Source organism: Vibrio sinensis (genome assembly GCF_003605645.1).
Taxonomy (GTDB): Bacteria; Pseudomonadota; Gammaproteobacteria; order Enterobacterales; family Vibrionaceae; genus Vibrio; species Vibrio sinensis.
Genome location: NZ_QVMU01000001.1, coordinates 369151 through 382480, shown reverse-complemented (window position 1 = coordinate 382480; position 13330 = coordinate 369151). Strand labels below are relative to the sequence as shown.

The 13330-nt window shown below is 41.5% G+C and carries 12 protein-coding genes; 3 read left to right on the top strand and 9 right to left on the bottom strand.

Annotated features, from left to right (window positions below):
- Positions 1-750: 750 nt before the first annotated feature.
- The 3 genes from DZ860_RS01515 to DZ860_RS01505 all read left to right on the top strand — a co-directional run bounded on the left by DZ860_RS01515 (position 751) and on the right by DZ860_RS01505 (position 3899).
- On the top strand, positions 751-2382 hold the full coding sequence (locus DZ860_RS01515; RefSeq protein ID WP_120029143.1) for a methyl-accepting chemotaxis protein: 1632 nt from the start codon (positions 751-753) through the stop codon (positions 2380-2382).
- Between the two features lie 268 nt (positions 2383-2650).
- Positions 2651-2872: a hypothetical protein gene (locus DZ860_RS01510; RefSeq protein ID WP_120029142.1), complete on the top strand. Its 222-nt coding sequence runs from the start codon at positions 2651-2653 to the stop codon at positions 2870-2872.
- 331 nt (positions 2873-3203) lie between these two features.
- Positions 3204-3899, top strand: a complete 696-nt coding sequence (locus tag DZ860_RS01505) for a VC0807 family protein (RefSeq protein WP_120029141.1) — start codon at positions 3204-3206, stop codon at positions 3897-3899.
- A 202-nt stretch (positions 3900-4101) separates the two neighbouring features.
- Here the strand turns inward: DZ860_RS01505 and DZ860_RS01500 are convergent, their stop codons facing one another.
- From DZ860_RS01500 to tdh, 9 genes are all read right to left on the bottom strand, one after another.
- Entirely contained in the window at positions 4102-4479 is a 378-nt protein-coding gene (locus DZ860_RS01500; RefSeq protein WP_120029140.1) for an MmcQ/YjbR family DNA-binding protein, read from the bottom strand.
- A 72-nt stretch (positions 4480-4551) separates the two neighbouring features.
- The gene (locus tag DZ860_RS01495; protein ID WP_120029139.1) at positions 4552-4878 is read right to left on the bottom strand and encodes a hypothetical protein; all 327 of its coding nucleotides are present in this window, start codon (positions 4876-4878) and stop codon (positions 4552-4554) included.
- 370 nt (positions 4879-5248) lie between these two features.
- Positions 5249-5674, bottom strand: a complete 426-nt coding sequence (locus DZ860_RS01490) for a nuclear transport factor 2 family protein (protein ID WP_120029138.1) — start codon at positions 5672-5674, stop codon at positions 5249-5251.
- A 1385-nt stretch (positions 5675-7059) separates the two neighbouring features.
- Positions 7060-8163: a Fic family protein gene (locus tag DZ860_RS01485; RefSeq protein ID WP_120029137.1), complete on the bottom strand. Its 1104-nt coding sequence runs from the start codon at positions 8161-8163 to the stop codon at positions 7060-7062.
- 264 nt (positions 8164-8427) lie between these two features.
- Positions 8428-9309, bottom strand: coding sequence for an NAD-dependent epimerase/dehydratase family protein (locus DZ860_RS01480; protein ID WP_120029136.1), 882 nt, complete (start codon positions 9307-9309; stop codon positions 8428-8430).
- Between the two features lie 172 nt (positions 9310-9481).
- On the bottom strand, positions 9482-10012 hold the full coding sequence (locus tag DZ860_RS01475; RefSeq protein WP_120029135.1) for a GNAT family N-acetyltransferase: 531 nt from the start codon (positions 10010-10012) through the stop codon (positions 9482-9484).
- Positions 10009-10278, bottom strand: a complete 270-nt coding sequence (locus DZ860_RS01470) for a type II toxin-antitoxin system TacA family antitoxin (protein WP_120029134.1) — start codon at positions 10276-10278, stop codon at positions 10009-10011. Before DZ860_RS01470 ends, DZ860_RS01475 begins: the two co-directional genes overlap by 4 nt.
- Positions 10279-11103: 825 nt before the next feature.
- Complete coding sequence (locus DZ860_RS01465; RefSeq protein ID WP_120029528.1) at positions 11104-11769, bottom strand: hypothetical protein; 666 nt, start codon at positions 11767-11769, stop codon at positions 11104-11106.
- Positions 11770-12169: 400 nt separating this feature from the next.
- Positions 12170-13201, bottom strand: coding sequence for an L-threonine 3-dehydrogenase (gene tdh / locus DZ860_RS01460; RefSeq protein WP_120029133.1), 1032 nt, complete (start codon positions 13199-13201; stop codon positions 12170-12172).
- Positions 13202-13330 lie beyond the last annotated feature (129 nt).

Sequence of the window (13330 nt, the reverse complement as noted above, 5' to 3'; positions counted from 1 at the left end):
ATTGCTCTTAACCGGGCGGGGAGTATAACGTCATTTCTGAGATATTCATCACATATTTTGACGCAAACGTTCAACCGAACACCATTTAGTCAAATCCCCTATTTCTAGGCGTTTAACTAAGAAACTCGGAGTATCTGTGGATGAAAAGCGAATCAATTTCTAGGAAGCGTAGATTCTCTAGATGATTGGGGTAAATAAACCCAATTGTGCGCACACAACCATGCAAATACACTCTTTTTAACTGCTCAGCATTCGGTTTAATTTCACTAAACTATTCCCGCAATTAACGAAATTAATAGTCCAAAAGTTGTAGTTAAAAATAAAACACTGAAACATTTTTGTTACAAATTTAGAGTTTACTCCCATCTTTAAACTTATCTCATTTATTCACCCTTTCGCTAAGGCAAACTTATAAATAATAAACAAATAGCTGTATATAACCCGTAAGAAGTTAGCACTGTAGGCTGGCAAAATATGAGCGAGTTCCATCAAACTAAAAGCTCTAATTAATCGAGAAACTTTAATTGGCCTAAGAAGATCTAATTTTCTTAGAAGCGATAGAAGACCTGTAAAGTCGATAATTAGCGAAGTCAATGCTTAGCGAAATCAAAGTTTTGTGAAATCAATGTTTGTGAAATCAGAGATTAGCAAGTTTAAACATTGAAATACCCGCTTATGGGTAAATCAGCCTAGCCAACACTGCTGAAACCTCAAGTAGAACGGGAATAAGAGATAATAAAAGGATTTAATATGAAAAACCTCCCTATCGCGATGAAAGTCGCCATCCCTCTCATCGGAATGATCGTCACTTTTACCTGCTCGACGGTTTTTTCTGTTTTACAATCGAAGCAGCAAACTGAACTAAACGCTCAGCTTAATGACCAAGTCCAACCTACGATTGAAAAACTCGATGATGCCTACCGAGATTTATACCAAGTCATGCTCGCTGCCAACAGCCTTCCTCAAGTTACCAGTGAAGATGAGATTGCTTATCACACTGAAGAGTTTCATGACAACGCGAAAAAAGCGGTACCTCGCATGAAATCAGCTCAAGCTCTTTATGATACAGGGTTACTAAGTCAAGAAACCTACCAGAATTACGTTGAATTAATTCGTGAAACCGAAGCTTGGCTTGTTGTTTATCAACCCCTTTTTGCCGCGCCAAAGGACACGTATCGCTTTTTTACCCTTAACTCATTAACACTAAGTAATGGCTTTGAAAGTATTCGAGAAAAACTCGGTAATGTCCGTGATGAACTTGAAAAACAACAGTTGAGTTTACGTTCTCAAATGGATGCTTCCATTGCTCTTTCAGGCTTCGTTGTTGAGGTTGGTGTGGTTATCGCGTTGCTCGTTGGTATTGCTGCTTATTGGGCCAATCGCCGTTACGTGGTGACACCCATCAAAAATATCGAAGCGGCGATGGATGATATCGCCCAAGGTGAGGGGGATCTCTCACAGCGCATCACAGTAGAGAGTAAAGATGAAATTGGTCACCTTGCCGATTCATTTAATCTGTTTATTTCTAAAATTCATCAAACTGTCGAAGACGTTATTATTTCGTCCAACGCCGTCCGAGCGGATATGGAAAACATCAAATCCCTAACACAAAGCCTTGCTGAATTTAGTGGCAACCAACAGCAAGAAAGTGAACTGGTTGCAACAGCAGTGCACGAAATGCTGGCAACCAGCGAAACCGTTAGAGATAACGCCAATGTCGCAGCCAATGCTAGCCACAGCGCCAATCGTGAAGCTGACCAAACCAATACAATCCTTGCATCAACGGTCGAATCTATCGAATCCCTTTCTGCGGATATTCGCAACGCCAGTGATGTTATTGATACTCTCGATCTAGACGTCGCTAACATTGTCTCGATTCTCGATGTGATTCGCGGCATCGCCGATCAAACTAATCTTTTGGCATTGAACGCCGCTATCGAAGCCGCTCGTGCGGGTGAACAAGGACGAGGCTTTGCGGTTGTTGCCGAAGAAGTTCGTTCGTTAGCCAGTCGCACACAAGAGAGCACAGGTGAAATACAAACCATGATAGAGCGTTTACAAAATGGCGCGCAGCAAGCGGTCAGTGTGATGGAATCAAGTCAGCAAAGCAGTGGTCAAATGATTGCGACCGCTGGAGATGCATCTGACTCACTGGACAAAATTAGAGGCTCAATCGAAAGCATTAATGACATGAATACCCAAATCGCAACCGCCGCTAACGAACAATCAAACGTAAGCAACGAAGTAAACGTGAACATTCAACGTATCGCAGACAACAGCCACCAGATGGTAGAAATGGTTAGTAGCGCAGATAACGCTTGCTTAAGCCTTTCTGAGCAATGCCAGCGCCTCGATAAACTCGTTGCCGCTTTCAAGGTATAACCAGTACAACTTTGAATTAGTGCGTTCTCAGCACATTTTCACAGAACGCGCTTTATAACAAACCAGATAATCATTTCCACTGCAATTAGCCTGATCTTTTATTCAAGAGCCAGGCTTTTTTCACCAACATCCTCAACTCCTGATAATCGTCAACATATAATTATCGCAAGAAGAGCAATAGTTGCGCGACTTCAAAGACAGATTCACCTTATGCTGATAATTTAACCATTACACTCTCTTTTGTATTTCAGTTTACAAGGTGAATTGTATGCACATTACTTCCACGATTTATCAGCCCCACGTTCAGCAGGATCTTAAAGAGGCGACCAAATTCATTAATGACACGATTAAACAATCCGGAATGAATTTGCAGGCATCACTAACCAGCAATAACCAAATACAACTAAAGAACCAAGATGGTATTGTGGTTAAAACCTTATCTGGGGAGAAAATTGCCAATAAAATGAATAAAGTGGACCTTTATATCTAAGCACGAATGTTCAGTTATGATAGCTATCATAACTGCGACAGATAGCGCCTTAGTTAAAGAAGAACGAGCTAAAGAACAATGCTTTAAAGATAGAAATATTTTAAGGATTGAGCAGCTTTAGAGACGAGATTGTTTATTGGCCTCTAACAGCAAATCTTCAATATTAGCATCGCTGATGCTACTAATTTTTGCGATTCACCCCTCCAAAATCTACCGATTTCATAAGTCGTTACATAACTCGGTGCTTTAACGCTTTACATCTGACGCTAACCAATGAACACTTCCCCTCATAATTAAGTAACAGCCGACAACATTAAGTCAGTAGGAAATTATGAGTAACACCACCGCAAAAAAGCCGAATCCCCTATTCGAAATTCTCTTTAACGTTTTTATCCCCTCATTCATATTGATGAAGTTTAGTGGCGAAGAACACCTAGGGACGGCTATGGCGCTTATCGTCGCTTTGTTATTCCCCATTATTTATGGTGGTATGGATCTTGTCCGCAACAAGAAGTTTAACTTTATCTCTGCTCTGGGCTTTGTGAGTATTTTACTAACGGGTGGGATTGGCTTACTCGAACTCGATACACGCTGGCTAGCGCTAAAAGAAGCTCTGATTCCAGGCCTTATTGGTATTGCTGTATTGGGGTCAACATTCACTCGTTACCCATTTATGCAGAAGATGGTCTTAAACGATACTGTATTGAACCTCTCTCTAATCACAGAGCGATTACAAGCAAATGGCCGTTCAGACGCATTCGAACGCTGCCTGATGTCATCGAATTATCTATTCGCGAGTACCTTTGCCTTTTCATCAGCGATGAACTATTTCCTAGCCACTTGGATTGTAACGAGCCCAGCGGGAACCGCAGCCTTTAACGAAGAGTTAGGCAAGCTAACATTGTATAGTTACCCAATCATTGCGATACCAAGCATGTTAATGATGCTGGGTATTTTTTATTACGTTTGGCGTCAAATTCGTGCAATGACCTCTCTGAAAACAGAGCAGATTTTTCACGTAAAATAAACTTTTTCACGTTAAGTAGATACTTTTCTGAGAAACTAAAATGCCACCAATAATAGCAGGTCCATTATTGGTGGCATTAATAATCAAACATACATTCAAGTAAAACGATTCAAGTTCAAACATTCAATTTTAAACCATTCAACTTTAAATATAGCCGCGAGTTAAATGACGGATAACTCACTAACTTCGTCATTACGCGATATTACAAAGTTTCATTGGCGAAACTAATACCCAGCTCTTTTTGTTTACGTTTACTCAGGCCACAGGCAACAAGACGATAAGACTCGGATAAATAGTATTTTAAGTCCTCATCAAGCGCTCCAGAGGTTTCTATTTGTTGAATCCACTTCATACCACGACTAGCAAAATAAGGCGCTGGCTGATAACCATCACAATCACTGAGAAATTCAAAGTTTAACTCTGACGTTTTAAACGTGAATGCCGCTTTAGAATCATGACTCCAACCACCAATAGCGAAGACTTTTCCACCGACTTTCCATACATCAGAATTGCCCCATTGAACAACGTGGCTGGTTCCAACAAATGAACCACAAAATTGATTAAATTCTTCGTAATTCATATGGTTTCGTTTCCTTCTAAACTCACTTATCTACAAATCTAATCATATCTTATTCGATAACGCTAAACGTTATCATGCTCGTCTACTCAAGTGAATTGTTATATCTTTTTGCAGTTCGTCCGAAAGACGCAAAATTGACTCCGCATCAACTAAGTCTTCTTCACACATTAACAGTAATTGTATAAATGCATAGCTTCTTGAATGCCCATCAAAGATGGCTCTCATCTGCTTCTCTGCTCGTTTTGAATATTGGCACATAAAGTGGAACCTTTCCCCTGCAACTACCGATTCATCTGTAATATTATTGATGACTTCGTTTAACTGCTCGGTACAGTACTTATGAATCGCTGAATTTTTAATTTCACAAAACACTTTCCAATCAGCTTCTGTAATACCCATATCAATCTCCAAACAGTTCCATTAGTCATTATAGAGAATAGTGCCTAATTAAAGACTGAACCTTGTTGCCACACAACTCAAATTGAATGCGATAGACGTTGAACTAGATTCAAACCAAGATGCCAGCATGATGAATCAGTCTTACTAAATGAATGTATGTTGTGTTAACCAATAGGTTTGCAAGTACCTAAAAATGTACTTTCATACTCATAAGAGGTGATAACACCCAGAGCATCTGTGAAAAAAGTATGCGCACAACTATCACTGAAAATTTTGTATTGGACTTCAGTTTCACCATTTTCATTTACTTTATTCTGCTCTGGTTTACTCCAATGAGAAATGGGTTCATCTAGATGATTTGTTAGGCGCGTTATTCTGAGATACTTGGGTAAGCCTGTCCTTTTGCTTGAGAGCCTGATGCAATAGACGCATGTCTATGTACCCAAACCCAACGTTCTCTTTTTTTTAGAACTACACTCCATCGAATAGGCACGCTAATAGCTCCATTTTTAGTGTTCAAGTGAATGGTTAAGCACTGTGAAACAACGGCGCAACCATCAGAAACTATAATATCCGACCACCCCCATTCAAACTTAGTTGCTGTTGCTTCGGCGAAGTTTCTAAGAAATAGTGCCTCAACAGACTTAGCACCCGAACACAATTCATCTTCACCCGTGCCAATAACAGAAATATCACCCATAGAATCAAACACTAACATCAATGCATCTATATCTTTGGCACAGTACGCTTTCGCATAATCTTCCAATGTGGCAACAATTTCGTCTAACTCTTGCATGGTGCACTCCTTTGTTAAAGTGAAGTTTAGACCAACGCAACATAACAAATGACATGGATTCCCTCTCCCGATGGTCAAAATGCCCAATCACATTAGCTTTGTGTTCACCAAGCGCTCCCATCGTACTTACACACCAAATCGTACAACCCCCTCCTAACCTCCCCCTTGTTGAGTTTTCCGGTCCATTTCTATGGCGTAGGGGGAGGAACAAAATACCGAACACTGAAGATATGCACCACACGAGGGAAAAATTCATGGACGAATTTTTAGGTTTTCGGCGTCGGGAACGCCTAAAAGCGACCGGACTACACCATCGTTCCCAAAGCACCTTTCTGATGACTCTTTGGCAAGACAAAGAGTTATTGGTCCGCATTCACAAGACTAAAGAAAAGCACTGACTTTTAAGCGGAACATACCGACCAGACAAACTAAAAAGGGAATGTCGATATTGCATAATTAAGAAACAGTTGTGTGTTCACCAAGCGCTCCCATCGTACTTACACACCAAGTCGTACAACCCCCTTCTAACCTCCCCCTTGTTGAGTTTTCAGGCCCATGTTCTATAGCGTAGGGGGAGGAACGAAATACCAAACACCGAAAGTACGCACAACACGAGGGAAAAATTCATGGACGATTTTTTAGCTTTTCGGCGTCGGGAACGCCAAAAAGCGACCGGACCACACCCTCAATTCCAAAGCGCCTTTCTGATGACTCTTTGGCAAGACAAAGAGTTATTGGTCCGCATTCACAAGACTAAAGAAAGGCACTGATTTTTAAGCGGAACATACAGACTAGATAAACTAGAAAGGGGATTTCGACATTACACTATTAAGAAACAGTTGTGTGTTCACCAAGCAATACTGTTGCACTTTCACACCAAGTCGTACAACCCCCTCCTAACCTCCCCCTTGTTGAGTTTTCCGGCCCATTTTCTATAGCGTAGGGGGAGGAACGAAATACCGAACACTGAAGATATGCACTATACGAGGAAAAATTCAGGACGAATTTTTAGCTTTTCTGCGTCGGGAACGCCTAAAAGCGACCGGACTACACCATAGTTCCCAAAGCGCCTTTCTGATGACTCTTTGGCAAGACAAAGAGTTATTGGTCCGCATTCACAAGACTAAAGGAAAGCACTGACTTTTAAGCGGAACATACCGACCAGACAAACTAAAAAGGGAATGTCGATATTGCACAATTAAGAAACAGTTGTGTGATCGCCAAGTGATTCCATCGTACTTACACACCTTGTTGAGTTTTCCGGCCCATTTTCTATGGCGTAGGGAGGAACAAAATAGCGAACACTGAAGATACGCACCACACGAGGGAAAAATTCAGGACGAATTTTTAGGATAAGCAATGGCAATATTTAGTGGTCTTCAGCACTAATCTTTTGGCAAATAATAGCGTGTACTCCGGCCGCCTGAGTCCGATTTAACGAGGCATTTCAACTCCACCAACGCCGCCAAATGGCGCGTTGCCGTCGGCTTACTTACCTTCGCTACTTTATGGTACCGATCAGTATTAATGCCATCTTCAAAGTCACCATCCAACATGCGATTGAGCACTTTTACTTGCTCTGCCGACAGCTTAGTTTGATCGACGTGACGCCAAAAGTTGGTTTTATAGACAGTTTGATCTATTTCCTTAAGCGCATCGGAAAAAGTTTCTTCCAGCGTATTAAAAAACCATTCAAGCCAAGGCGTAATATCCATCCCGCCTTTTTGGGTTTGCTCTAAGGTTTCGTAATAGCTTTTACGATTAGCCAAAATCCCTACTGACATGGCATAAAAACGCACCGATTGTTGTTCAGCTTGCGCGAGGGCTAAGTCCGTCAGCAAGCGGGTGATCCGTCCATTACCATCATCTAACGGGTGCAACGTCACAAACCATAAATGGGTGATCGCAGCACGCAGTAACGGGTCGAAGGAAGCCTCTTGTTTGGAAGCATTAAACCACTCGATAAATTGCGCTAGCTCGTCATCAAGTATTGCCCGTTGTGGGGCTTCAAAATGCACCACTGGGCGATCAATTCGACCAGATACTACTTGCATTGGTGCGTCGCCGCGTAACTGGCCACCAATCACTGGTTTAAACAGGGTGTAACCGGCAGGAAATAACCGCTCATGCCAATGAAGAATACGCTCGAGTGTCAGTGGAGTCCCAAGGTTTTCGACCGCATCAAGCATGATTTCAGCTAAGCCATCGGTCTGCTCAGTAGTAGGAAACGGGTGCTCTTCACTAATGCCAAGCTTGTTAGCCAAAGAGGAACGCACTGAAAACGCATTGAGTTTTTCGCCCTCGATAGCACTCGAATGAACGATATTTGCCAATAAGGTGTCTAGCATAGTTTCAGTGACATCTTGCGATTGACTGGTCATTTTTCCCAGCAAGATCCCCTGCTTGAGCCGAATGTCACGCAAGCGAGGTTCGATAACCGTTTTATCCCAAGTAAACGTTGGCCAGTGCTGTTGTTGCCAGATCCACATCAGCGTATCCCATGATTCGATAAAATTAACTATTCGAATCATATTATGATTTGAATCTTAAGGATAATCAAATCACTCGCCAACATCAGAGTTAATGTCGATCTCACCTAGAACAATAAAAAACTAAGACTGCGCTTGCCTTGAATAACGCTAAGGTAGACACCTTGTTAGTGTAGATCGTACTATTTACTGATATAAATAGAGGCTCGGACTTGTTCAACACTCGGTATTCAACACCGACTACGCAGCGCCTAATCTTATTTGTTAACTGTGTTTCAAAATTGGTAATACTTCTGCTGTTTCAGTATCTAGCATATCCAAAACACTTTCAAAACCATGTATAGGTGACCAACCTAATTTCTCACGTGCGGACGATGAATCATATACGCGATCTAAGCCTTTAGGTAACTGCCAATCTCTTTGTTTAAATGCTAGGGCGATTTCCGGGCACTTACGCTTAATGACTGCTTCAGCTTCATTATATAGAGCTTCACAATCTGAAAGATGAAAAGGTGTTACACCTGAGATTATAAAACGATTAAAACCGCTTAAACGTTTTTCCACAGCACACAAATGAGCACTTGCTACGTCGCGAGCATCAATACCACGAGTCAGGCGAAAAACTGCCATTAAGTCCGCAGGCTCAGGAAAGCATCTCGACATTTGCAGCACAGTCACTGGAAGCTGAAACAGGTTTGAAATTTCTTCTAACTTAGTTTCAGCCGCAATTTTACTTCTATGATAAATCGACTTGGGTTGCGGGGTAATTTCCTCATTAATCCAACCTGCAATACCTTTAGGTGTCGAAGAATAACCGTACAACGCCGTTGTACTGGTAAAAATAAAGTGTTTAACACCGGCTTTTACGCCAGCCAAAGCCAATTTCTCAGTCGCATCTACGTTGATAGATTGAAACTCTGAATCAGGTACTAAACCAACATGAGGAGCATGAAGAGCCGCTGTATGAACGATGACATCAATATTTTCAAGAGCCTTATCAACCAGAGCACTATCACGGATATCACCAATGTAATCGGCTGTTGAACAAGGTGTTTTATCAATACCGACTACGTCATGTGTTCGCATTAATTTAATATAGATTGCACGCCCGACTCTACCCGCAGAGCCTGTTACCAATATTCTCATTTAAGGCACCTTAATAATTATTGACCTCAAAACAACTAATGCCTGCATAAGACGTTTGCTACGATACAGACCTAGCTGAGTTTTACTATCTTAATCACTGAAACTAAAGGCAAACTGACAACGCCGAGTGTAGAAAATCGTGTTCATGCATTGGTTATATTCACTCTTACGTCTAAGTGAACAACTGTCCAACGGTTTTCATCGGAATAAACATTCTTACACGACCATTGATTTCACAAAGAACCTCGAAACCATATTTTGCGTAAAATGATTCAGCTTGTTCAGTTAAACAATCAACAACAATGGCATAAGCTCTCATGTGAAAGTTAATTTCCCAAAGATATTCGAGAGCTTTGATTAAGCTAACTTTACCTAACCCACTGCCATGAAATTCTTTATGAACCGCAAGTTGAGCTAAAAGGAAGACAGGAACGGGATAACGAGGTAATTTTTTAGCCATCGCTTGTGGCAACGTATCACGGCTAATCGAACTTGGCGCAATACTATAAAATGAACAAATTGGATATTTCTGATTTGGTAATGGCACTAAAGCAGGCAAAACCATTGTGCGGCTAATACCTGCTTGCATATGTTTAGCGGCTTGGGTTTGGATAAAATCATTTAACTCTTTTTCCCCACAGTCAAATGATGCTCTATCGTGCTGTGATTTATCCAACTCTTTGAAAGTTTTGGAATAACTCACTTAAACTCACCACTTTTAGTAAATGCAGCAGCTTCAAGTAATGCTTTATTCGGAGCCTTAGCCTCGTCACAAGCAATCATGAATTGATCAAATACATTTGCTTCAACAGTGATGCTTTCATGCTCAGAAATTACCTGTGTTGAGTCTTCGTCTATTAGACGAACAACGTATTCAGTTAAGCTTTTTAAACCAAGTAAAGCTGAAGCTTTCTCAGCCTTAGCTTTGATTTCTTCATCCAAACGGATATCAAGTCTAGCACTAGCCATAAAACCTCCAATTGTACGGATTAATTCCGTAATTAATCTGATTATAAGATTTCAACAACCAAAGCACAACTTGTACGGAACTAATACGGATTTGATTTTTAAGCTTTGTGAATATGACACCTGTAATAAGGTGCTTCACGGCTAACCTACCAAGCGCATTGAACTTCACACCAAGCCGTACAACCCCCTCCTAACCTCCCCCTTGTTAAGTTTTCCGGCCCATTTTCTATGGCGTAGGGGGAGGAACGAAATACCGAACACTGAAGATATGCACTACACGAGGAAAAATTCAGGACGAATTTTTAGCTTTTCGGCGTCGGGAACGTCTAAAAGCGACCGGACCACCCCATCGATCCCAAAGCGCCTTTCTGATGACTCTTTGGCAAGACAAAGAGTTATTGGCCCTATTCACCAGATGCAAGAAAGCAGCCTGATTTTAAGCGGGACATACTGATTTAATAAACAAGAACTCACAAAAAGACAGAACGAGTTAGCTATTCACGTATCAGCTTTGTGTTCACCAAGCGATCCCATCGTACTTACCCACCGGGCCGTACAACCCCCTCCTAACCTCCCCCTTGTTGAGTATTTCGGCCCATTTCCTATGGCGTAGGGGGAGGAAAGAAACACCGAATACAGAAGCTAACCCGTTGATAAGATTGCATTCGTAACCCTATCACGCTCAGGCTCGCTTTGAGAAAAGGCTCAAGGCGTAAGATCCACCAAACACCATCGCACTATTTACTAATAAAGAGGTTTCGGGCTTGTTCAACACTCGGGATTTAACGCTGGCTGCGCAGCGCTTAATCCTTATTTGTTATGGCACTATTTCCTTATCAAGTACTCTGCTTTAGCTAACAATTTTGAGTATCGGTCTAATATATGACTAATCCCGAATCTAATTAGCCACTCTCCTTTTTCAGGAAACCCGCCCATTTGGCTGACATTTATACTTGCTTGAGGGTCCGGCAATATCAACCCTCTATGATAGAACTCTTGTGTATACGCATATATCTCATCCATATCAAAAATAAGATCTACACCATAATTATTATGGCTACTTAAGCTGTACATAGGATAAATCATTTCTGGATCGCTAGGGTTTAGTGAACAAAGTTTTATAAAAAACTCTGTTTTCCTAGTATTTAGCCCTTTTGTGGATGATACAAATCGTTCAATTTGTGTTTCGGTAAAATCGAAATCTGGATCAGAAGAAAATAATAGTGCATAAGCAGCCAAAACAACATCGCAGGGGGTATCTGTAACAGCAGAAGCAAAATCTGCTGCGCCCCTTTTCCCTGTGTCACTTAAACACCGATTTCTAAACTCTAAGCGCTCATCTTCTGTCATTCGGTCTGTACAAAGCTGTATGCTTTGTAAGAACTGTTCCATACGATACTGCTGATAACCAAACTTAGCTGCTCGCAAAACCGAAAACACTTCTGTCGCAATGCCGACTTCAGTTGAACATGCCGATATTAAATTTTTCAATATTCCTCCTAAGCCTGAATCTGGCGGGTGCCATAACATCTTATTACTGGGCATTATGCCCGATTTTACCAGTTTTTTGTTCCCGCTGAGTCCCAACCTCCTCACATCAACATCGCTCTTATTAATTAATAATATCAATTACATGTCGAAGTGGTATTGACTATGTTTTTCGTATTTTCGGATTTAGCGCCTTTTATTTACATAAAAGAATTTATGTTTACTCGTCATTATACGAAACGCACTATCGATACTTACCTTTATTAGATGAAATCTGACATTATCTTCAACGGTAAACGGCGTTAAATACCATCTATTTTCTCTACAAGCATATAATCAAAAAAACCAAATTTCAGGCACAAAAAAAGCGACGGGGTTAGCCGTCGCCTTTTCTATTTATTGGTTATTCCCAATCAAGGATAACTTTGCCAGACATCCCGCTACGCATGATGTCGAAGCCTTCTTGGAAGTCTTCAATCTTGTAGTGGTGTGTGATGATTGGCGTTAGATCTAGGCCAGATTGGATTAGCGATGCCATTTTGTACCAAGTTTCAAACATTTCACGACCGTAGATACCTTTGATCACCAAGCCTTTGAAAATCACGTGGTTCCAGTCAATCGACATATCTGATGGTGGAATACCTAGTAGTGCAACTCGGCCACCGTGGTTCATGGTTTTAAGCATAGAGTTAAATGCTGCTGGGTTACCAGACATCTCTAGGCCAACGTCAAAACCCTCTGTCATGCCTAGTTCTGACATCACATCTTCTAGTTTTTGTTCAGCAACGTTCACCGCGCGAGTTACGCCCATTTTACGAGCAAGATCTAGGCGGTATTCGTTAACGTCAGTGATAACAACGTGACGCGCGCCAACGTGCTTAGCAACCGCTGCTGCCATAATACCGATTGGACCAGCGCCAGTGATCAGAACATCTTCACCAACTAGATCGAAAGAAAGTGCTGTGTGAACCGCATTACCAAACGGGTCAAAAATAGACGCCAAGTCATCAGAAATTTCAGCTGGGATTTTGAATGCGTTAAACGCAGGAATCACTAGGTATTCTGAAAACGCACCAGTACGGTTTACACCAACACCGGTCGTGTTGCGGCAAAGGTGTGTACGGCCACCACGGCAGTTACGGCAGTAACCACAAGTGATATGACCTTCACCTGAAACGCGATCGCCAATTTCAAATCCACGCACTTCTTGGCCAATACCAACCACTTCACCCACATATTCGTGGCCCACAACCATTGGAACAGGGATGGTATTTTGTGACCATTCATCCCAGTTGTAGATGTGAACGTCAGTACCACAAATTGCGGTTTTCTTAATTTTAATCAAGATATCATTGTGGCCAAGCTCAGGCATGTCCACTTCTGTCATCCAGATACCTACTTCAGGTTTTAGTTTTGATAATGCTTTAATTTTCATGATTCTTTACCGAATTACTTTCCCCTACACATTGAGGAAAACTCAAATTATCGAAATACGATTATTTTGAATTGCTTATATTGTTTAACTGCGATTGTTGCCATCGCTCTTCGTTTTATCATCGGGTGA

Bases quoted from the DNA above. Each gene is read 5' to 3' on its own strand.
- DZ860_RS01515 (WP_120029143.1), top strand. From the start codon at position 751: ATGAAAAACCTCCCTATCGCGATGAAAGTCGCCATCCCTCTCATCGGA.
- DZ860_RS01510 (WP_120029142.1), top strand. From the start codon at position 2,651: ATGCACATTACTTCCACGATTTATCAGCCCCACGTTCAGCAGGATCTT.
- DZ860_RS01505 (WP_120029141.1), top strand. From the start codon at position 3,204: ATGAGTAACACCACCGCAAAAAAGCCGAATCCCCTATTCGAAATTCTC.
- DZ860_RS01500 (WP_120029140.1), bottom strand. From the start codon at position 4,479: ATGAATTACGAAGAATTTAATCAATTTTGTGGTTCATTTGTTGGAACC.
- DZ860_RS01495 (WP_120029139.1), bottom strand. From the start codon at position 4,878: ATGGGTATTACAGAAGCTGATTGGAAAGTGTTTTGTGAAATTAAAAAT.
- DZ860_RS01490 (WP_120029138.1), bottom strand. From the start codon at position 5,674: ATGCAAGAGTTAGACGAAATTGTTGCCACATTGGAAGATTATGCGAAA.
- DZ860_RS01485 (WP_120029137.1), bottom strand. From the start codon at position 8,163: ATGTGGATCTGGCAACAACAGCACTGGCCAACGTTTACTTGGGATAAA.
- DZ860_RS01480 (WP_120029136.1), bottom strand. From the start codon at position 9,309: ATGAGAATATTGGTAACAGGCTCTGCGGGTAGAGTCGGGCGTGCAATC.
- DZ860_RS01470 (WP_120029134.1), bottom strand. From the start codon at position 10,278: ATGGCTAGTGCTAGACTTGATATCCGTTTGGATGAAGAAATCAAAGCT.
- tdh (WP_120029133.1), bottom strand. From the start codon at position 13,201: ATGAAAATTAAAGCATTATCAAAACTAAAACCTGAAGTAGGTATCTGG.